19 protein-coding genes and 2 pseudogenes are annotated in these 19,395 nt (G+C 71.9%); 7 read left to right on the top strand and 14 right to left on the bottom strand.

What is annotated here, in order from left to right:
- Positions 1-89: 89 nt before the first annotated feature.
- Positions 90-1,736, bottom strand: coding sequence for a ribosomal protection-like ABC-F family protein (gene abc-f / locus PBV52_RS00445; RefSeq protein WP_274236227.1), 1,647 nt, complete (start codon positions 1,734-1,736; stop codon positions 90-92).
- 317 nt (positions 1,737-2,053) lie between these two features.
- Here abc-f and PBV52_RS00440 point away from each other — a divergent pair, with 317 nt between their 5' ends.
- Both PBV52_RS00440 and PBV52_RS00435 read left to right on the top strand, forming a co-directional pair.
- The gene (locus tag PBV52_RS00440) at positions 2,054-2,482 is read left to right on the top strand and encodes a hypothetical protein (RefSeq protein ID WP_373921996.1); all 429 of its coding nucleotides are present in this window, start codon (positions 2,054-2,056) and stop codon (positions 2,480-2,482) included.
- A 179-nt stretch (positions 2,483-2,661) separates the two neighbouring features.
- Positions 2,662-3,099 carry an ATP-binding protein gene (locus PBV52_RS00435; RefSeq protein WP_274236226.1) on the top strand — a complete coding sequence of 146 codons (438 nt, stop codon included), beginning with the start codon at positions 2,662-2,664 and terminating at the stop codon, positions 3,097-3,099.
- 50 nt (positions 3,100-3,149) lie between these two features.
- Here PBV52_RS00435 and PBV52_RS00430 read toward each other — a convergent pair whose 3' ends face one another.
- From PBV52_RS00430 to PBV52_RS00420, 3 genes are all read right to left on the bottom strand, one after another.
- A complete protein-coding gene (locus PBV52_RS00430) occupies positions 3,150-3,590 on the bottom strand; it encodes an ATP-binding protein (RefSeq protein WP_274236225.1) in 441 nt (146 codons plus the stop codon).
- A 147-nt stretch (positions 3,591-3,737) separates the two neighbouring features.
- Positions 3,738-4,109 carry a PRC-barrel domain containing protein gene (locus tag PBV52_RS00425; RefSeq protein WP_274236224.1) on the bottom strand — a complete coding sequence of 124 codons (372 nt, stop codon included), beginning with the start codon at positions 4,107-4,109 and terminating at the stop codon, positions 3,738-3,740.
- 115 nt (positions 4,110-4,224) lie between these two features.
- The gene (locus PBV52_RS00420; RefSeq protein WP_274236222.1) at positions 4,225-5,064 is read right to left on the bottom strand and encodes a SigB/SigF/SigG family RNA polymerase sigma factor; all 840 of its coding nucleotides are present in this window, start codon (positions 5,062-5,064) and stop codon (positions 4,225-4,227) included.
- Between the two features lie 391 nt (positions 5,065-5,455).
- Between PBV52_RS00420 and PBV52_RS00415 the strand changes: the two genes are divergently transcribed.
- Positions 5,456-6,331, top strand: coding sequence for an RNA polymerase sigma factor SigF (locus PBV52_RS00415; RefSeq protein WP_274236221.1), 876 nt, complete (start codon positions 5,456-5,458; stop codon positions 6,329-6,331).
- Positions 6,332-6,659: 328 nt separating this feature from the next.
- Here PBV52_RS00415 and PBV52_RS00410 read toward each other — a convergent pair whose 3' ends face one another.
- Complete coding sequence (locus tag PBV52_RS00410; protein ID WP_274236219.1) at positions 6,660-7,130, bottom strand: ATP-binding protein; 471 nt, start codon at positions 7,128-7,130, stop codon at positions 6,660-6,662.
- Positions 7,131-7,376: 246 nt separating this feature from the next.
- Between PBV52_RS00410 and PBV52_RS00405 the strand changes: the two genes are divergently transcribed.
- Positions 7,377-7,778 (top strand): STAS domain-containing protein, encoded by a 402-nt coding sequence (locus tag PBV52_RS00405; RefSeq protein WP_274236218.1) that lies wholly within the window; start codon positions 7,377-7,379, stop codon positions 7,776-7,778.
- A 23-nt stretch (positions 7,779-7,801) separates the two neighbouring features.
- Here PBV52_RS00405 and PBV52_RS00400 read toward each other — a convergent pair.
- Positions 7,802-8,143, bottom strand: a pseudogene (locus PBV52_RS00400) (MarR family transcriptional regulator); the annotation flags it as partial.
- On the opposite strand from PBV52_RS00400, the pseudogene PBV52_RS00395 reads away from it, so the two are divergent.
- Both PBV52_RS00395 and PBV52_RS00390 read left to right on the top strand, forming a co-directional pair.
- Positions 8,140-8,403 (top strand): annotated as a pseudogene (locus PBV52_RS00395) (phosphatase); the annotation flags it as partial. The pseudogenes PBV52_RS00400 and PBV52_RS00395 sit on opposite strands and share 4 nt — an antisense overlap.
- Positions 8,400-10,142 carry a PP2C family protein-serine/threonine phosphatase gene (locus PBV52_RS00390; RefSeq protein ID WP_274236217.1) on the top strand — a complete coding sequence of 581 codons (1,743 nt, stop codon included), beginning with the start codon at positions 8,400-8,402 and terminating at the stop codon, positions 10,140-10,142. The pseudogene PBV52_RS00395 and the gene PBV52_RS00390, both read left to right, overlap by 4 nt.
- On the opposite strand, the gene PBV52_RS00385 is transcribed toward PBV52_RS00390, so the two are convergent.
- On the bottom strand, positions 10,109-11,155 hold the full coding sequence (locus PBV52_RS00385) for a zinc-binding dehydrogenase (RefSeq protein ID WP_274236216.1): 1,047 nt from the start codon (positions 11,153-11,155) through the stop codon (positions 10,109-10,111). The genes PBV52_RS00390 and PBV52_RS00385 overlap by 34 nt on opposite strands.
- A 41-nt stretch (positions 11,156-11,196) precedes the next feature.
- Positions 11,197-12,021 (bottom strand): IclR family transcriptional regulator, encoded by an 825-nt coding sequence (locus PBV52_RS00380; RefSeq protein WP_274236215.1) that lies wholly within the window; start codon positions 12,019-12,021, stop codon positions 11,197-11,199.
- Positions 12,022-12,068: 47 nt separating this feature from the next.
- Here PBV52_RS00380 and PBV52_RS00375 point away from each other — a divergent pair, with 47 nt between their 5' ends.
- Positions 12,069-13,784, top strand: coding sequence for an IlvD/Edd family dehydratase (locus PBV52_RS00375; protein WP_274236214.1), 1,716 nt, complete (start codon positions 12,069-12,071; stop codon positions 13,782-13,784).
- A gap of 53 nt (positions 13,785-13,837) precedes the next feature.
- Here PBV52_RS00375 and PBV52_RS00370 read toward each other — a convergent pair whose 3' ends face one another.
- The 6 genes from PBV52_RS00370 to PBV52_RS00345 all read right to left on the bottom strand — a co-directional run bounded on the left by PBV52_RS00370 (position 13,838) and on the right by PBV52_RS00345 (position 19,390).
- Positions 13,838-14,332, bottom strand: a complete 495-nt coding sequence (locus PBV52_RS00370) for a peptidylprolyl isomerase (protein ID WP_274236213.1) — start codon at positions 14,330-14,332, stop codon at positions 13,838-13,840.
- Positions 14,333-14,561: 229 nt separating this feature from the next.
- Positions 14,562-15,251, bottom strand: coding sequence for a GAF and ANTAR domain-containing protein (locus PBV52_RS00365; RefSeq protein WP_274236212.1), 690 nt, complete (start codon positions 15,249-15,251; stop codon positions 14,562-14,564).
- 92 nt (positions 15,252-15,343) lie between these two features.
- Complete coding sequence (locus PBV52_RS00360; RefSeq protein ID WP_274236211.1) at positions 15,344-16,117, bottom strand: aminoglycoside adenylyltransferase domain-containing protein; 774 nt, start codon at positions 16,115-16,117, stop codon at positions 15,344-15,346.
- Positions 16,118-16,301: 184 nt separating this feature from the next.
- The gene (locus tag PBV52_RS00355) at positions 16,302-17,294 is read right to left on the bottom strand and encodes a TAXI family TRAP transporter solute-binding subunit (RefSeq protein ID WP_274236210.1); all 993 of its coding nucleotides are present in this window, start codon (positions 17,292-17,294) and stop codon (positions 16,302-16,304) included.
- Positions 17,291-18,709 (bottom strand): HAMP domain-containing sensor histidine kinase, encoded by a 1,419-nt coding sequence (locus PBV52_RS00350; protein ID WP_274236209.1) that lies wholly within the window; start codon positions 18,707-18,709, stop codon positions 17,291-17,293. Before PBV52_RS00350 ends, PBV52_RS00355 begins: the two co-directional genes overlap by 4 nt.
- A gap of 18 nt (positions 18,710-18,727) precedes the next feature.
- A complete protein-coding gene (locus tag PBV52_RS00345) occupies positions 18,728-19,390 on the bottom strand; it encodes a response regulator transcription factor (protein ID WP_274236208.1) in 663 nt (220 codons plus the stop codon).
- Positions 19,391-19,395 lie beyond the last annotated feature (5 nt).

Here is a 19,395-nt window from a genome sequence, read left to right as displayed (position 1 = left end):
CGCCCCGCCGCACATCCGGATGCATGCGGTACGCGTGTCGGCGTACTGGGCGAGGCTCTCGTTCAGCCAGGGCGCACCCCCGCGGCGGCTCAGCACCTGCGACCTGCGCGCAGCTCCAGCCGTTTCCCCGGGAACTGCTCGCGGAAGCTGCGGTCGTGCGAGACCGCGACCACCGCGCCCGGGTATGCCGTCAGAGCCGCCTCCAGGTCCTCGACCAGGTCGAGCGCGATGTGGTTCGTCGGCTCGTCGAGCACGAGGAGGTCCGCGGGCCGGGTGACGAGGTTCGCTATCTGCAGCCGCCGCTGCTGCCCCGCGGACAGCGCCGCGACCGGGACGTGCAGGTCCTCCTCGCGGAACAGGCCGAGCGCCAGCAGGTTTTCGGCGTACTCCTCCGGCAGCCCGGGCCGCCCGGCCGCGAAGGCGGCGAGCAGAGGCAGCCGTGTCGAGTGAGCGGGCAGCTCCTGCGCCAGGTACCCGATCCGGGCGGGGCGGCGTACCGCGCCCGCATCCGGCTCGAGGTCGCCCGCCAGGACGCGCAGCAGCGTCGTCTTGCCCGCCCCGTTCTCGCCCGTGACCAGCAGCCGCTGCCCGGGCGCGATCGCGAGCAGCCCGTCCAGGCGCAGCCGCTCGCCGACCGCTACGCCGTCGAGTTCGGCGAGGGGGCACTCGACAGGCTGCTCGCCGCCTGACGTCGGCAGCGCCGCCGTGAACCGCAGCGGTTCCGGCGGCGCCGCCACCGGGTTGCGCTGCAGGTGGGCCAGCTGTTCACGGACCGCGCGTACCTGCCCGCCGAGCTTCGCCTCGTGCGAGCGGCGGTGCTTGCCGAAGCCCTGGCGCGGGTCCCTGCCGGTGGTGGCCAGCTTCCTCCCGGCGGCGTCGAGCAGTTCCTCGGCGCGGGCCACCTCCTCGAGCCAGGCCGCGTGTTCCTGCTCCGCGCGGCGTCGGGCGGCGGCCTTCGCGGTGCGGTAGCCGGCCCAGCCGTCGCCGTACCGGTGCACCGCGCGCGCATCCCGGTCCACCTCCAGGATCGTGGTGGCGATGCGCTCCAGGAAGCCGCGGTCGTGGGTGACCGCGACGACGGTGCCGCGGTGCGCGCGCAGGTGCTCCTCGAGCCAGCGCACGCCCGCCGCGTCGAGGTGGTTCGTCGGCTCGTCGAGCAGCAGCAGCTCGGGGGCGGCGGCCAGCACACAGGCGAGCGCGAGCCGTGACTGTTCGCCGCCGGAGAGCGTGCCGAGCACGCGGTCGCGGGTGATCCAGGCGAGTCCGAGCCCGTGCATCGCGGCGTCGACGCGGGCGTCCGCCTCGTATCCGCCGCGTTCCTGGTACGCGATCAGCAGCTCACCGTACGCGGCGAGTTCGTCCCCCGACGCCTCGCCGAGCCGCTCCTCCGCCGTCCGCAACCGGCGCTCCAGGTCGCGCAGTTCGGCGAGGGCGAGGTCGACGGCGTCCTGCACGGTGCAGTCCGGGTCGAGGTCGAGCGTCTGGGCGAGGTGTCCGAGGCCGCCGGGGAAGCTGACGGTGAGCTCCCCGGCGTCCGGCACCTCGGCGGCGGCCAGCAGCCGCAGCAGGGTGGACTTGCCGGAGCCGTTCTCGCCGATGACGGCGGCCTTCTCGCCCGGGCGGACGGTGAAGGAGACCTGGTCGAGGACGGTCCGGGTGCCGTAGGACTTGGTGACGTCCTTGACGGACAGCTGCGCCACGGCAGTGGGCGCGGTGGTATGGGCGCGTGCGCGCATGCGACTTTCCCTGGGTGCGAGGTGTCTTCGGGCGGCGGAGACGGCGGCGTCGGCCGTGCCCGGACTCAGCGGAAGTAGTAGAAAGTCACGCGCCCACTATAGCAAGACGATGCGTCTCGTCTCTACTCGTGTGCCTCGCTCCTCGCGGTGGGCGCGGCAGCGGTGTGCGCCGCCGTACAACCCTTCAGGCATGTGACTGGTCTCAACCACCGTACGAACCAATCCGACCTTCCGGTACATCTCGTTCCACGGGGGAACATATGAGCCTGGTCCGCAACCAGCACCGCAACCGCAACCGCAACCGCAACCACAACCGCATGCGTCGCGCCGTGACCGCAGTCGTCACCCTCCTGATGGTGGCCGTCCTCGGTGCGGCGGGTGCCGGAGCGTCCAACGCCGACACCGCGGCACCGCAGACGCGGCAGATCGCCTCGTCCGTCCTCGGCAGCGACTACAAGGTCACCCTGACCGCCCTGCGGTCGGCCGAGGACCAGTACGCCGCCTCGGTGCGGCTGCAGGTCTACACCCAGAGCGGTGGCGCCTGGAAGGAGTCCGACCGGGTCACCGTGGGAGACGTCGACGGATGGTTCTGGTACCCGCTGACGGGCAGTGGGGCCGTCTGCGAGTTCTCCACCGCGAGCACGGAGCCCGCGCCGCTCACCGTGAGCCTGCTGATCACCCCTTCCATCGGCTGCTCGGAGCCCACGCACTACGTGGTGAAGCAAGGCCGGGTGTACGCCGGCTGACCCGCGATCCGGTCGGCACGGCAGGCTCTGTCGTCGCTCTCGTCCGTGGTGCCCCGCCGCTGCGACCAATTTCGGACGCGTAGCCGCGCTCTGGCTGGGAACCAGCGGAGTGGAAGCAGCACGAGAAGCAGCACGACGAGTCACCGCGGCCGACGGGCGGACGGGCCGAAGAAGGTGTGATGGCGACCGAATCGCGTGGGGGCGGCAAACCGTCTTCCGAAGAGATCGAGGACCGGGAGGTCAGGTTTGACGGGGGATTCGGCGATGTGACGAGAGCCCGCCTGCGCGCGGAGGAGTTCCTGACCACGCTGGCGCGGTCCTCACCGCCGGCGGCGCCCGAGTACCGGGACGACATCCTGCTGGTCGTCAGCGAGCTCGCCGCCAACACCATCCAGTACGCCCCGGGGCCGTTCGAGCTGACGATGCGCAGGGCGATCGACGGTGTCCATGTGACGCTCAGCGACACGAGCACCACTCCACCGGCGCCACGGCCCTTCCAGCCCGGTAAGGGCGGTGGCGGCGGTATCGGCTGGTATCTGATCCACACGCTGTGCGACCAGGTCAGCGTGGTGGTGCGTGCGGACGGCAAGGACGTGCACGCGTTCCTGCCCTGGTGAGATGCCCGTCGCCCGTCGCCCGACGAGCGGACTTGCGTGCGCGCGGGCTCTCACGTCAGCGGCACCAGCACGCCGACCGTCTTGCCGCCCTCCCGGCGGCGCTCGATGAGGATCTCGCGGGACAGGCGGATGATCAGCGGCCATCCGTATCCGCTGCCCTCGTGCGTGCGGGGCAAGGTGCCGGGCCCGTAGGCGGCGGACGGGACGGCGTCGCTGTAGTCGTGCACGCTCAGCTTCACCCCCTCGGGAAGCAGGGCCAACTCGAACCCCGCCAGGCCACCGCCGTGCCGGATGGCGTTGGTGACCAGTTCCGACACGACCAGCAGGAGGTCCATGACGGCTCTCTCACTCGCCGGGCCGGACGGGGCACGCCAGTGCTCGGCCACGACCGACCGCACATAACTGCGTGCCGTCGCCGCACTGGTGATCGGGGCCGGCCGGCCGCGCGCCGTCCCGCTGTCCCCGGCTGGACGGGGCTCCGCCGGCTTCACGATCGCTCGTTCGCCGCCCGCGGGATGCTCGCCACTCGCCGAGCATCGCAGGCGCATACCAAGAGGACTGCGGCTTGTGTCACTTCACCACTCCTCGCACGCTGTCGTCTCCGCTCCTCGTCGTCCGTCTGCGTCCATGCGGCTCGGCTACCCGTTCGCGCCCGAACCATGGGGCAGAGCGGCGTAATACGCACCGACGGCGGACAAATACTCGGGATCGAGGGTCTCGCGGTCGGTCTCGAAGCGGGGAGCCGCCTTGGCCTCTGCCCGGGTACACCCCACGGTGACCACCCGGGTCTCCATGTCGACGCCGGTGACCGTGCCCGCGGGTATCAGCAGGCTTCTGCCGAACACCCACGCGCCCGTGTCGACGATCAAGTGCCGCAGGGGAGTGTCGTCGGCCTGGCGGTCCACATGGCCGACGACCCCATCGGTCGCCTCGACCGTGAACCCGGTGAGTGTCCACCCGTCCTGGTGGCCGCTTCCGGGAGGGTACGACCAGATTCTGTCGGTGCTCACATCGCTTCCTTCTTCCTGTCGATGCCGCTTCCTTGTGTGCGAGTGGCTGTCGGGACAGCTCCTTCTGCGCTGCCGTGGCTGTCGGGAGAGCCCGCCGTCGCCGGGGCCCGTCGCCTCAGCGCCCCGGCTCCACCCCCGCGTCGAGGGCCTCGTCCCGCACCCGCGCGCAGCACCGGCTGATGATGCGGGAGACATGCATCTGGGAGATGCCCAGGCAATCGGCGATGCGGCTTTGCGTCATGTCCTCGAAGAAGCGCATGTACAAGATGGCGCGCTCACGCTCGGGCAGGCGCCGCAGCCCCTCCTTCGCCGCCTCCCGGTCGACGACGACGTCGTACGCCTCGTCGCAGGTGCCGATCGTGTCGGCGAGGCTGAAGCCGTCGTCGCTCGAGGACATCTCGGCGTCGAGGGACAGCGTGCTGAAGCTCTCCAGGGCCTCCAACCCCGCGCTGACCTCGTCCTCGGTGAGCCCTGTGTGGGCGGCGATCTCGGCGACCGAGGGGGTGGAGCCGGCGGCGGTCTCGGCGAGGTCGCGGCGCGCGAACCGCACCTTGTTGCGCAGCTCCTGGACGCGACGGGGAACCCGCAGGGCCCACATCCGGTCGCGGAAATGCCGCTTGATCTCGCCGGTGATGGTGGGCACGGCGTAGCTCTCGAATGCTCCTCGTCCGGGCTCGAACCGGTCTATGGCCTTCACCAGTCCGAGGGCCGCGACCTGGCGCAGATCCTCCAGCGACTCCCCGCGGTTGCGGAATCGGCCGGCGATGCGGTGGGCCATGGGCAGCCACACCTTGGTCAGTTCGTCGCGTACCGCGTCTCGTTCGGGCCCTTCGGGCAGTGCGGACAGGCGGGCGAAGTCGGCCGCGGTGTCGGGGGCGTCGTCGTAGACGCGTCCGCCGGACACGCGGGGACGGGTGGCTAGGTCGGAACCGTGTGCGGACGTCTCAACCAGCATGGGGAACAGCTCCTGAACGGCGTTCTCAGGGAATCTCCGTGGCAAACGGTGCACGGGGCACGGTGCACGGGGCGCGAAGGCCCCGGATCGGTCACACCTGTAGCACCGGTGCGCCTCTGGTCCGAAGCACGAAATCCCGCATGCCCCACGACTGACCACGCAAACGGCCGCGGACGCAGGAGGGGCGAGAAGCGGACGCACGAGGGGCGAGAAAGGGACGGGCATCGGTCGGGGACTTCCGCGGGCGATGTGTCCGGAATGGCCGCGCCCAGGGGCGACTTCACGCCAGAACTCACCACCGTGCCGTGTTTCCGGCGTCGCAAGGGGAGTGAGCCCTGCGAGCCCGGGCACGCGGGGAAGGACAACTGGTTCCGGCGATCGGGAGGGCGGCATGGCAGCCGTGACGGTGGCGCGGGCAACGGCCACGGCACAGGAGACGGTCACGACGGACGGGGCGGCGCTGCCGCTCATCGAGGAGCCGACGAGGGGGAGGCCCCAGGACGCACGCGAGTTGTCGCGGCAGTTCTTCGACCGACTTGTCATGCTGGATGAGGGCACGCGCGAGCACCAGTACGTACGCAATACGCTGATCGAGATCAACCTGTCGCTCGTGCGGTACGCCGCGTCGCGCTTCCGCGCCCGTGGGGACTCGCTGGAGGACGTCGTCCAGGTCGGCACCATCGGGCTGATCAAGGCCATCGACCGCTTCGAGGTGTCCCGGGAGGTCGAGTTCACGACGTTCGCCGTCCCGTACATCGTCGGCGAGATCAAGCGCTTCTTCCGCGACACGAGCTGGGCGGTCCATGTGCCGCGCCGGCTGCAGGAGGCGCGCGTGGAACTGGCCAGGGCGACGGAGGAGCTCCGTTCCCGGCTGGGCCGCACGCCGAGCACCCGCGAGCTCGCGCAGCTGATGTCGCTGTCGGAGGAAGAGGTGATCGAGGCCCGCAAGGCCGCCAACGGCTACCAGTCCGCCTCCCTCGACGCGGCCGTCACCTCCGACGCCGAGAACGGCGAGTCCGTCCTGGCCGACCTCCTCGGTGAGGAGGACCCGTCGCTGGAACTCGTCGAGGACTTCCACTCGTTGGCACCCCTGATCGCCGGTCTCGACGAGCGTGAGCGCCGGATCATCCATCTGCGTTTCGTCGAGGAGCTCACCCAGGCGCAGATCGCCGACCGGATCGGCGTCTCCCAGATGCACGTCTCGCGGCTCATCAGCCGCATCATCAAGCAGCTGCGCGCCGGGTTGTTGGAGCCAGGGGTGGCCTGAGCAGGGGGGGCTGCGGTTCCGGCCGGTTCGTCCCGCCGTCAGCAGCTGAGTCGCGTCGGCCGGGTCGCCTGAACGGTGTCGGCCGAGGTGGTGCGGGCGCGGGCCGAGGCGCGCCGCGGCCGTCGGTCCGTCCGCTCGTCCCGTCTGCTCGGCCCGGTGGCCGTCGGTCCGTCCGCTCGTCCCGTCTGCTCGGCCCGGTGGCCGTCGGTCCGTCCGTTCCCTGGTCCGTTCGTTCCGTCTGTCCGCTCGGCCCGGTGGCCATCGGCTCGTCCGGGCCTGGTCCCGTCCGGCCCGGGTCAGGTCCCGTCAGGGTCTGGTCCCATCCGCGTCAGCTTCCGCCGACCCGGTATCGGCACTGTGCCGGCAGGGCAATCACCGCCGTGATGCGCTTGCCGCCGGCCGGGAGGTCCGACACCAGCACGGTCCGGGACAGTCGGCACACGATCGGCCAGCCGCGGCCTCCGCAGCGGTGCCGTCCGTGACGGTCGACCGAGTCCACGGCGACCGGCCGGCGCCGCTCCCGGTCGCTGACGGACAGGTACAGGTTTTGGCCGACGACCTCGACGTCGAAGCCGGTGACGCCGCCGCCGTGCAGCATCGCGTTGGTCGTCAGTTCCGATGCCACCAGCAACGCGTCGGAGAGCGTGTCCGGCCCGCACGCGGTACCGCGTGCGCGCGACTGTTCGGACAGGACCCGCCGCACGGCTCCGCGTGCCTCGGCCGGACTCAGCGATCCGTGGCGCACACGGCCCGCGCCCGCAGGGCTCTTGGTGGCGCCGGTCCGGTACTTGTCATTCATCCTTTCGCTCCCTGACCGAGGCGAGGAGTTCTCCCTCTTCGCGTGACCAGTCGACCGGCCGCCAAACCGCTCTTCGGGCAGTGTGCTGGGGAGATTCGGGGGTAGGCGGGCGAACGCATCGACGGACGGTCGTCAGCGCGCCGAGCCGGCACGACAGGAGTCACGACAGGAGTGTCGCCCCCACGATGCATCAAATCCGTCCGTCGGGGCACCCGTCCCGATCGTCAACGCCTATGGGAGGTACTTGTGTCCGTTGCCCAGAATCCCTTGTCGATCAAGGTGGAACTGCCCCGTGAGGACGCCGTGCTGCTCACGGTCGAGGGCGACCTGGACATGGATACAGCCACCGAGTTGCAGCATCACCTGGCGAATCAGCTCCACCACGGCCGACGCCACTTCCTGCTCGACATCGCCGACGTGCCCTTCATGGACTCGTCCGGCATGAACATCATCCTGCGGGCCTATCAGGAGGTGCGGGAGATTCCGGGCGGTGTGTACGTCATCTCCCCGGCGCCCGCCGTCCGGCGGATCCTGGACCTCACCGGTGTCAGCATCACCGTCCCGATCGTGGGGAGTGCCGAGGAGGCGCTCGCCGTCGCGGATTCGGGATCGGCGGACCCCGAGCCTCCGGCCCCGACGGAGGGGTGAAGGCCCCGTCTCAGAAAGGCAGTTCATCGATCGCGAACCGCACCGACAGCGAGCAACGACGACCTTCCTTCACGGATCTGCGCGGACGCCGCGGCGCAGAACGCCTCCAGGCCTTCCAGCAGAGCAGTCCGCTTCGTGACGGGCATCTGCTCCAGCACGCACTGCAGGGCCGCTTCGCGTCGTGCGCGCAGCCCCGCCAGAAAGGACCGTCCGTGACGGCTCAGCCGCAGACGCAGTTCGCGGCGGCTGGAGGCGCTGGGCCCGCGTTCGACGAAGCCCACCGCCTGGAGGCGGTCGCACAGCCGGCCCGTCGACGGCGGCGTGGAGCCGAGGGCCTCGGCGAGCATGCGCAGGTTGATGCCGTCCCGGCATCGTCGGCACCCACCTCCCCACGCACCTGCCGCAACAACAGCAGACCTGGACGGACGACTGCCTCCTGGTCCTGCACAGTGACGGCCTGCCGAGCCGCTGGAGCCCCGGTCCGGCCGCTCACGACCCGTCGCCCATCGACCCCGCCGTGATCGCCGCGGCGATCGTGCGGGACGCCAGCAGCCCCGCCCGGCCGGTACGCGACGACACCGCCGTCGTCGTGCTGAGCCCCTGCCCCCCGGACCCTTCCTCATGACCCGCACCTGGCACGTCCGCACCATCACCGACGCCGCGCAGGCCCGCATCGCCACGGCGCGGCTGGCCGCCGCGTGCGGAGTGACCACCGTCGAGCGCACCCGGCTGGTGGCCGCCCTCACCGCACAGCTGCGGCAGTGCCTCACCAAGGGAGGCGAGTGGCGGGTCGGCGTGGCAGCGACCCTGTCACCCGGTGGGGGAGACTTCAGCGTCGTGGTGGCCGCGGCCAAGCGCCGCCCGGACGACCGGCAGCCCCCCTGGCGTGCGTCGGTCCCCTGCGCCGAGGACGCCGACGTCTCCGGTGCCGAGCGGGCCGCCGACGACCCGGCTGCGCTGGCCGAGGCCCTGTTCGGCGCCGACGAGGACGCGGCCCTGCTGCTGGAGCGGCTCGAAGAGCAGGAGGGCCTGGTCGCCTTCCACCGTGAGGAACTCCACCAGACCAACCAGGGCGTACTGGCGCTCCACGCCGAGCTCGACGCCGCCGGCCGCGCCCAACGCGACCTCTTCGACGCCGAGCAGCAGGCCCGCAAGGAGGCGGAGAACGCCCGCGGCCGGCTGACCTTCCTGGCCGATGCCAGCGCCGCCCTGACCGCCTCCCTGAACCACGAGGCCATCGTGCGGCTGCTGCCCGCTCTGCTGGTGCCGCGATACGCGCGCACCGTCGACGTCTGGCTGTTCGACGACGTGGACGACGCGCTGCGCGGCGGCCAGCATCCGGCCGCAGCCGTCCTCGCGGCCCGCCGCGGCCGCCCGCAGTACGCCGCCGACCACCCCGGCAACCTGCCCGGCGTCGACGACCAGCCGCCCTCGGCCCTCGACCCCGGCAGACCCCTCCTGTGCATCCCCCTGCTCACCCGCCGGGCATCGCAGGGCGTGCTCACGCTGTCGCCGCCCGACGAGCGCTGGGACGCGGACGACGCCGTCATGCTGATCGAGCTCACCCGACGCGCCAGCATCGCCCTGGAGAACGCCCGGCGCTTCGAGCACAACCGGGACATCGCCGAGACCCTGCAACGCGCCCTGCTCACCGAACTGCCCACGACACCCGGCCTGACCCTGGCCGCACGCTATCTCCCGGCCACCCGGGGCCTGAACATCGGCGGGGACTGGTACGACGCCTTCCGCCAGCCCGACGGCAGCCTGATCACCGTCATCGGAGACGTCACCGGGCACGGGCTGCACGCCGCCGTGATGATGAGCCAATTGCGCACCGCCCTGCGCGCCTACGCCGTCGACGGCAGCAGCCCCGGCCAACTCCTGACGCGACTGCATCTGTTCCTGCACCGCCTGCGCCTCGACCTGTACGCCACCGCGGTTATCGCGCGCTTCCACCCGGACGACCCCACCCTCACCTGGGCCGCCGCCGGTCACCCCCCACCGGTGCTGCGCACCCCCGACGGCCGGGTCCACACCCTCGACGCCAAACCCGGTGCCATGCTGGGCATCCCACTGAAACAGGAGATCCGCGACCACACCGTGCCGCTCCTGCCCGGATCGACGCTGGCCCTCTACACCGACGGTCTGGTGGAACGCCGCGCCCACGGGATCGATCCCGGTATCCGGCGCCTCGCCGAGGAACTGGGCGGCTTTCGCCCGACCGAACTCGACGAGGACCTGGAGACGTCGGCCGACCGACTCCTGCACCCCCTGCTGCACGACTGCGAACACGACGACGACGTATGCCTGTTGCTGTGCCACGTGCACGGTCACGGGCGCCGGCAGCGGGCACCGGAGTCGTGACTCCATCGGGGATCCACATGGATCTTGGGGCCGGGCCCGGCGCTCTCCGGCCGTTCGCCCGCGAGCACCGCTCCGACCTCGTCGAGGCTCACCGTGGCGGCGACGAGGGGTCTGGGGTCGACCGCTCCGGTCGCGTAGGCCCGGATGGTGGTGTCCAGGCCGGGAGAGCCGGACAGGACACCCACCGCGGTCACGTCCTTCAGCACCAGTGCGCGGGTGTCGATCCTGCTCGGCTCGCCTGCCAGCCCGATGTACACGACGCGACCGGACGGTTCGACCAACTCCAGTGCCCTCTGCGGCAGATGGGCGGCGTTCGTGGCGTCGACGACCGCGTCGAAGGGCAGCTCCGGCAGGGACCGCTCGTCCCACACGTGCTCGAAGCCCAACGCGTGGGCGAACGCGGGCGAGCTGTCGGCACGGTCCAGCAGGTGAACCTCCGCGCCCGACGCCCGCAGGAACAGCGCGACCAGGAGGCCGATGGTCCCGGGCCCCAGCACGAGAGCACGGTCCCCGGCGTGCACTGCCGCCGCCCGCGCCGCGCGCAGGGCATTGCCGCCCGGCTCCACGAGCGCGCCGAGCACGGCGTCGACCGCGTCGGGCAGGGCGTGCAACGAGGACGCCGGTACGGCGAGTTGCTCCGCCAGGGCCCCGGCCCGCGCTCCGCGTATACCGACCTCCTGGCGCTTCTCGCACACGTGCTGACGGCCCCGCAGACAGCGGCGGCAGCTGCCGCAGCCGAGCATGGTGTCCCCCATGACGCGGCGGCCGATCCAGCCGGCGTCCACGCCCTCGCCGACCGCCGCGACGCGCCCGGCCCACTCGTGCCCGAGCCGCATCGGGTAGGAGGAGTGTCCTTGGTGGAGGTAGGCCATGGCGCCGGTGAAGAACTCCATGTCGGTGCCGCACACGCCGACCCGCTCGACGTCGACGACGACTTCACCGGGCGCGGCCACCGGTGCCGGGAGGTCCTGGACCTCGTACGCGCCGGGCGCGGTCAGGACGAAGGCGCGCATGAGACGGCGGCTCCAGAGGGGGTGGTGAGGGACAGGGCATGTCAGGAGTGGGGTTCGCCGAGCGGGCCGAGCAGGGCGCGGATCTCGTCGAGGGCGTGCACGAGGGACGCCAACGGGGTCCGGTACGCCAGCGCGCTGACGCTCACGGCTCCGGAGGGCACTGTGGGCGAGGTCGGATAGACAGGAAGGGCAAGGCAGTTGACCCCGGTCTCGTTCTCCTGGTCGTCGACGCCGTATCCCCGCTCGCGCGTGGCCGTCAGATCGTCGTGCAGGGCGGCGGCCGTACACAGGGAACGTTCCGTACGACGCTCCAGCGGCCGTTCGCCCCGCCACGCCGCGACCTCCTCCACCGTGCCCAACCGCCGGGCGAGCAGAAGTTTTCCGACGGCGGTGGTGTGGGCGGGGTTGCGCCCGCCGATCGTCGACGTCAGCCGGACGGCACCGGTGGGCGGGTCGACCTTGGCGCGGTAGACGACTTCACGGCCGTCGAGCACCGCGTAGTGCGCGGTCTCGCCGAACCGGTGCGCCAGCGCTTCGAGTACGGGGCGGACACGGACCTGCTCGGGGCGGGCCTCGTGGTGGGCGAAGGCCATGCGCAGGAAATCATCCCCCAGCACATAGCGTCCGCGGACGTCCTGGTCGGCCAGTCCGGCCCGCCGCAGCGCGCCGAGCGCCCGGTGGACGGTCGGCTTGGGACTGGCGACGACCCGGGTCAGTTCCTCCAGCCCCACACCATCGGGATACCGGGCGAGCTCCTTCAGAACCGCCAGCACCCGGTCCGAGCCCACAAGACGGTTGCCGTCGGCGGCAGTTGGACTGTTCGCGCCGAGGGCTGTCGATCCGTCGTACGTCTGCGTATGCTCCATGGCGTTCCAGACTGTAGACCTCCGTACCGACTGCTGGAAGAGGTCCCATGGTGAGGCTGCGCAGCGCACAGTGGTACGAGGGACAGGACCGCAATGCCTACATCCACCGGGCGTGGATGCGCAGGGGCGTGCCGGGCGACGCCTTCACCGGCCGACCGCAGATCGCCATCGCCAACACGGCCTCGGACCTGACCCCTTGCAACGCCCATCTCGACGAGGTCGCGTCCTCGGTGCGCGACGGCGTGTACGAGGCGGGCGGCATCCCACTGGACCTGCCCGTGGTCTCGCTCGGCGAGACGAACGTACGGCCCACCGCCATGCTCTGGCGCAACATGGCCGCGATGGCCACGGAGGAGATGCTGCGGGCCAACCCCATCGACGGCGTCGTCCTGCTGGGCGGCTGCGACAAGACGATCCCGTCGCTGCTCATGGCCGCCGCGTCGGTGGACCTGCCCGCCGTAGTCGTACCCGGCGGTCCGATGCTCACCGGGACCTTCCGAGGCACACCGCTGGGCTGCGGCACCGACGTGTGGCGGCTCTCGGAGGAGGTGCGGGCCGGGACGCTCTCGCAGGAGCAGTTCACCCGCTCGGAGTCGGCGATGATCCGCAGCCGCGGCCACTGCAACACCATGGGCACCGCCTCCACGATGGCCCTGGTCGCCGAGGCCCTGGGCACGGTCGTCCCCGGCGTGGCAGGAACCCCCGCCCCCGACAGCCGCCTGCTTCAGGCCGCGCACCACACCGGCCGCCTGGCCGTAGACATGATCGGCGCCGACCGCCGGCCCGGGACGATCCTCACCAAGGCGTCCTTCCACAACGCGATCGTCGCGCTCGCCGCCATCGGCGGCTCCACCAACGCCGTCGTCCACCTGCTGGCCATCGCGGGCCGCCTGGGCATCGACCTCCGTCTCGACGACTTCGACCGCATCGGCTCCCGCGTCCCGGTCCTGGTGGACCTCCAGCCGGCCGGCCGCTTCCTCATGGAGGACTTCCACCGCGCCGGAGGCCTGCTCGCCGTCCTGCGCGAGGTCCGCGACCTGCTCGACCCGGACGCGCTCACCGTCACCGGCGAGCCGTTGGTCGACGCACTGGGCGACGCCCCGATCTGGGACCACGAGGTCATCCGCACCCGCGCCGAACCTCTGGTCGCCGAGGGCGGCATCGCCGTCCTGCGCGGCAACCTCGCACCCGACGGCGCCCTCATCAAACCCGCCGCAGCCTCCCCGCACCTGCTGCGCCACCGCGGCCGGGCCGTCGTCTTCGACTCCATCGAGGACTTCCACGCTCGGATCGACGACCCGGACCTGGACGTCGACGCCGACTCGGTCCTCGTCCTGCGCGGCTGCGGCCCCAAGGGCTACCCGGGCATGCCCGAGGTCTCCAACATGCCTCTGCCGAAAAAGCTTCTCGAACAGGGCGTCCGCGACATGGTCCGCGTCTGCGACGGCCGCATGAGCGGCACGGCGTACGGAACGGTCGTCCTGCACGTCGCCCCCGAGGCCGCGGCCGGCGGCCCCCTCGCACTGGTGCGGACGGGGGACTTCATCACCCTGGACGTCGAGGCCCGCCGCATCGACGTCGACGTACCCACCGGCGAACTCGCCCGCAGAACCCCCGGCAAGGCGACCGTGGCCGGCTTCGCCGATCCCCGGCGCGGCTGGGAACGCCTCTACATCGACCATGTCCTCCAGGCCGACACCGGCGCCGATCTCGACTTCCTCGTAGGGGCCAGCGGCTCGCAGGTGAGCCGCGAATCACACTGATCGCGGCAGCGACGGGGCAGGCCGGTCAGGGCCTGCCCCCTGCAACAGGGTCGTCAGGCGACGACGCCGCAGTCGTCGATGACGATCTTCTTGGCCGTCGCGCCCGAGCGGCTGCCGAGGCCCTCGATCGCCTTGACGACGTCCTCGCCCTCGACGACCTCGCCGAAGACGACGTGCTTGCCGTCCAGCCACGGCGTCACCACGGTGGTGACGAAGAACTGCGAGCCGTTCGTGCCCGGACCCGCGTTGGCCATGCTCAGCAGGAACGGCCTGTCGTGCTTGAGCTGGAAGTTCTCGTCCGCGAACGTCTCACCGTAGATGCTCTTGCCACCGGTGCCGTTGCCGTTGGTGAAGTCACCGCCCTGCAGCATGAACTCCGGGATGACCCGGTGGAAGGGCGAACCCTTGTAGCCGAACCCGTGCTGGCCCGTCGCCAGCTCACGGAAGTTGCGCGCGGTCTTGGGCACCACGTCGTCGAACAGTCGGAAGACGATGCGGCCGAGGTCCTCGCCACCGGCCGAAACTTTGAAAAACACGTTCTCGCTCATGGTCATGATTCTCCACATCTGGCGGCCTGAGATCGAATCGGCCGCGCGCGGCGCTCCCTGAACGCGTCTCGGTGCGGCCACGCACACGCAATGTGACGGCCTCGGTCCGAGTGAAATGCCCGGGGCTGGGGACTTGGCGTTCAGGCCGGCTCAGCGGCGTACCCATTGGGGGCTGGCCCGGCCAGGCTCCTCTGGTTCAGACCACGAGCCGGGGGAGCCGCCCGCGTGATCACGACAGAGGGCCGCGCTCGCAGATCAGGCGCGCGACCTCACGGAGTTTGACGTTGTTCTCCTGAGAGTAGCGGCGGAGCACGTCGAAGGCCTGCTGCTCGGTGAGGTCGTGGCTGCCCATGAGGATGCCCATGGCCTCGCCGATCATGTGACGGGTGGCGACGGCGTGTTCCATCTGGGCGTGCGTGCGGGCGCTGGAGAAGGCGACCGCGGCGTGGGAGGCCAGCAGCCAGCCGGCCAGCTCACCGGCCTCGGTGAAGGCGCCGGGCTTGCGAGCGTAGAGGTTCAGCGCGCCGAGATCCTCGTCCTCGGTGTACAGCAGGAAGCCCATCATGCTGCCCACGCCCAGTTCGTGGGCCCGGGGGGCGAAGGCCGGCCAGCGCGGCTGCTCCCGGGTGAAGTCCCGGATACGGAGCACCCGCTCTCCCTGCGCTGTGCGGGCGGCATCGAAGCACGGCCCCTCGCTCAGCTTCTCCTGCAGCCGGTCACAGTCGACGACCAGCTCCTCGGTGGGCGCCAGCGACTGGACCTTCTTGCCGTGCAGCACCAGGATGCCGGCCGCGTCGCAGCCTTCCACCAGGTCGACGGCCGAGCCGGTGATCCTTTCCAGGGTGGCGTCGACCGACTCCTGCGCCAGCAGATCCCGTGCCATCGACGCCATCTGCTGCGCGAACCGAGCCCAGTCCATCACCCTCGCCACCTCTCGGTTCGCCTCGGTGGGTGTCTACCCAGCATTTCACGCAGATCCGGGGGAGGGGCCCGGTCCCGGGCCCGGCTCCGTCAGTCGGCGAACGCCTTTGCGTAGGCAGCGAATGCGTACATCGCGTCGATACTGCCGGGCCGTGGCGGATCGGCCGGGTCGAGGCCGCGGACTCGGTCCTCGATCACCTGGTCGAGCAGCGGGTGCCACATCGGATCAAGGTGGTCCCGGGCCCACTCCAGCGCGCCGCGCTTGGAGGCGACCTGACCGGTGTGCAGCGTGAAGAGCGCCCGGCAATAGGCGGTCACCGCATTTCGCTGAGCCCAGGCCATGTCGAAGCGGGCCCAGGTCTTCAGGTCGTCCATGAGGCCGGGCAGCATCGTGCGCATCGCCTCGCGCATGGGCTGCGGTGGCACCGCGTCGACCAGGCCGCTGATCGGCGGCCCGGCGAGCGTGATGCCGTGGTTCCGGAGAATCCAGCGGGTGTGCAGGCTGTTGCAGTGGGTGTCCCAGACCAGCTCGCAGTGGCCGTGGTCGCAGAACAGCCACCGCGTTCCGAGGCCGGAGGAGGCCCGCAGGGACGTGGTGTCCGCGTAGGAGCCTTCCAGGTGCTTCGTCCAGTGGCCGGGGCGGGTGGGGATCTCGGCGTGCAGCCGGCGCAGTTCCGCCTCCGTCGCCCCGCTGGGCAGGGCGGTGGTGGCGACGATGAAGTCGCAGTCGCTGTGCAGGTCTCCGGCGCCCAGCGCGAAAGAACCCTGCAGGTAGGCACCGACGAATGTGTCACCGAGGATGCCGCGGACCGTGCCGACGAAGTCGGCCAGGAGCGCATCGAGCTCCTGACAAGGCGTGAACATGGGGGATCTCCGTGCCCGTAGTGGTGGTGGGAGGGTTCACGGGCGCGACGGGACGAAGGACCGGTGCCGCCGCGCTCAGGCGCGGCCGATCCACGTGGCGGCGAAGCAGTACGACATCACGGCAGGGACGGTAGTTCCGGTGCCGACCGCTGATCAGACGAATTCCGGCTCTCGGGACGAGTGGCTAACCGTGCAGCTCGCGGTAGGCGACGACCGCCCCGGAGTGCAGGGGCACCACCCCGGTGGAGATCAGGCTGCGGGCGTCGAGGAACTGGGTGCCGAGGGCCGTGGTGGGGACGAGCCGGGTGGCGCGGCGCACCAGGACGTGGGTGAGGGCGGCGGCGATGGGCGCCGGCAGGTCGGGGCGGCACAGGAGCAGGTTGGCCACGCCGATGGTGGTCACCTCGGGCGTTCCGCGGTACGCCCCGGCCGGCACCGTCACCGGCTCCACCCCCGAGGCGAAGAGTCCCGCGTCGGCGCGCAGGCGGGGCAGGAGGTCGGCCAGCGGCAGGAGGCGGATGCCGGGGTGGGGGTCGAGGCCGGAGAGGGCCGGCAGCGGTAGGCCGCCCGACACCAGCAGGGCGTCGATCGCGCCGTCCCGCATGGCGCGTACCGCCTGCGGCAGCAACAGATGGCGGACGCCGACGTCGGAGCCCGGGGTCAGGCCCGCTGCGCGCAGCAGTCGGTCGCCGAGGACGGCACCGCCGGATGCGGGTGCGCCCAGCGAGACGGTGCGCCCGGCCAGGTCGGCGACGGTGGGGATCCGCGCGTCGGCGCGCACGGCCAGCTGAAGGTAGTTCTCGTAGACCCGGCCGATGGCACGCAGCGGGACCCGACTGCCGAACGGCGCCGAGCCGCCGTACGCGGCCCCCGCGATGTCGGCCAGTGACAGGGCCACGTCGGCCCGGCGTGCTCGAAGCAGCCGTATGTTGGCCACGCTGGCCTCGCTGTTGATCACCTCGCAGGACAGCTGGGGGTAGGCCGCCGTCACCTGGTCGGCGAGCAGCCGGCCGAAGGCCGCGTAGAAGTTGCCAGACTCGCCGGTCGCAATGCGCAGCCTGCCCTTCGGACCGCGGTCCGTGTGCCGCGCGTCGGACGTCGCGGCGGTGGCGAGCAGTGCGGTGCACGCCGTTGCGAGGGCGGCGCGCAGTGCGGTGCGGCGGGCGGGGCCGGTCATGCTGTAAACCCCTTCTGGCCGGACGCCCTGCGCTCGGCGCGGGGGAGCAGGACCCGGACCCGCAGGCCGTGCGGCTCGGCCGCCGCGAACTCGGTGCGCCCGCCCCGGCCGGCCACCAGCTGCTCGGCGATCGCCAGACCGAGGCCGCTGCCGCGCACCGCGCGGTGCCGCTCCGAGCGCCAGAAGCGGGTGCCGGCCCGGGGGAGTTCGCCGGTCGCGAGGCCGGGGCCGTCATCCCGTACCTCGAACACCGCGTTCGCGCCCTCGACGAAGCAGCGCGTCTCGACGCGGGCGCCGCTCCCGGCGTACTTGATCGCGTTGTCCAGCAGGATGTCGGCCACCTGGGCCAGTTCGCCCTCCGTGCAGGCCATGAGGACGGAGGGGCCGGGGGAGAACTCCAGGTGGACTCCGTCCTGTTCGGCCACCAGGTGCCACAGCTGTGCCTGGGCAGCGGTGACCGCCGTCGCGTCGCAGCACGCCTGCGCCCCGTCCGTCACGGCCAGTTCGCCGGCGCGGTGTTCGGCGTTGGCGAGGGCGAGCAGGTCGTCGAGGAGGTGCTCCATGCGTTCGAGTTCGGCGGTCACGCCCGTGTAGGTGCGGGTGGCGGTGTCCGGCAGGCGGGGCTGGAGGGAGTCGATGCGCAGGCGCAGTGCGGCGAGCGGGTTGCGCAGCTGGTGCGAGGTGTCGGCGACCAGGCGGCGCTGCTGTTCCAGTGCGGTGGTCACCGCGTCGGCCATGCGGTTGAAGCCGGTGGCCAGCTGGCGCAGCTCGGGCGGGCCGCCGGCCCGGGCGTGCTCGGCCGGCAGCCCGGCCGCGAGCGTGCCGACCGCGCGGTCGAGGCGGTGCAGGGGGCGTACGACCCACCGCGTGGCGGCGCGGCCGACCAGCACGCACGCCACCGCGAACAGGCCCGCGCCGGCCAGGACCAGCGCCCAGCGCAGGGCGATGTCGTCGGCGGCGGCCCGCACCGAGGCCCGCAGCACCACGGCGCCGGACACCCGGGTGCCGGTGCCCACCGGGCGGGCGAGCATTTTGTCGCCGCGCGACCAGGGGCGCAGCGTGCCCCCGGGCGAGACGGGCTGGTTGCGCAGCGCCGCGTCGACGAGGCGGGCGACGGCCGGGTCCGCGGCGTGCATGCCGCCGGTCTGCGCCACCGGGGCGCGGCGGGCGTCGACGACCACGACCGCCTCGCCGTACAGCTCGGTGTACCGGGTGACCTCGGCGGTCAGCGTGCCGGTGTCGCCGCTCTCGGCGGCCTGCTCGGCCAGCCCCGCGAAGCGGTCGAGGTCGGCGGTGCGGGCCGCGACGAGCTGCTCGGTGCGCTGGGTGGCGGTGACACCCAGCAGCGGGACGGCGAACCCGGCCACCGCGAGCACGGCGAAGGCCAGGACGACGGTCAGTACCCGGGTACGCATGCGAGGGTCCCGGCCGGCTCAGCCGCCGCCGAACCGGTAGCCGAAGCCGCGGATCGTGGTCAGCACCTCGGGGCGGCCGATCTTGGCCCGCAGCTGGGTGAGATGGACGTCGAGCGAACGGGACACGGCCAGGTAGGCGTCGCCCCACACCTCGTCCATCAGCTGCTGGCGGCTGACCGCCGTACCGGCCCGGGTCGCCAGGGCGGCGAGGATCGCGAACTCCTTGGTGGTCAGCCGCACCTCGGCCCCGCCGACCGTCACCCGGCGCGCGTCGAGGTCGACCTCGACGTCGTCGGCGCGGACCGTACGCGGCGCCGGTGCGGCGGCTGTCGCGGCGCGCCGGGTGACGGCCTCGATACGGGCCAGCAGCTCGGCCAGCCGTACCGGCTTGACCAGGTAGTCGTCGGCGCCCAGCCGCAGGCCGCGCACCACCGACCGCTCGTCGCCCCGCGCGGTGAGGACCACCACCGGCAGACCGCTCACCGCGCGCAGCTTGCGCAGCACTTCGAGGCCGTCGAGGTCGGGCAGGCCGAGGTCGAGCAGCAGCAGGTCGGCCTGCCGGTGACGGACGAGGACCTCCTCGCCGCGCCGCACCCGCGTGGGCAGATGACCGTGCTCGTACAGGGCCTCGGTGAGGGCGTCGGCCACCCCGTCGTCGTCCTCGGCCAGCAGCACGCGCACGGTCG

This window comes from Streptomyces sp. T12 (genome assembly GCF_028736035.1).
Taxonomy (GTDB): domain Bacteria; phylum Actinomycetota; class Actinomycetes; order Streptomycetales; family Streptomycetaceae; genus Streptomyces.
This window is presented reverse-complemented; position numbering and strand designations above follow the sequence as displayed.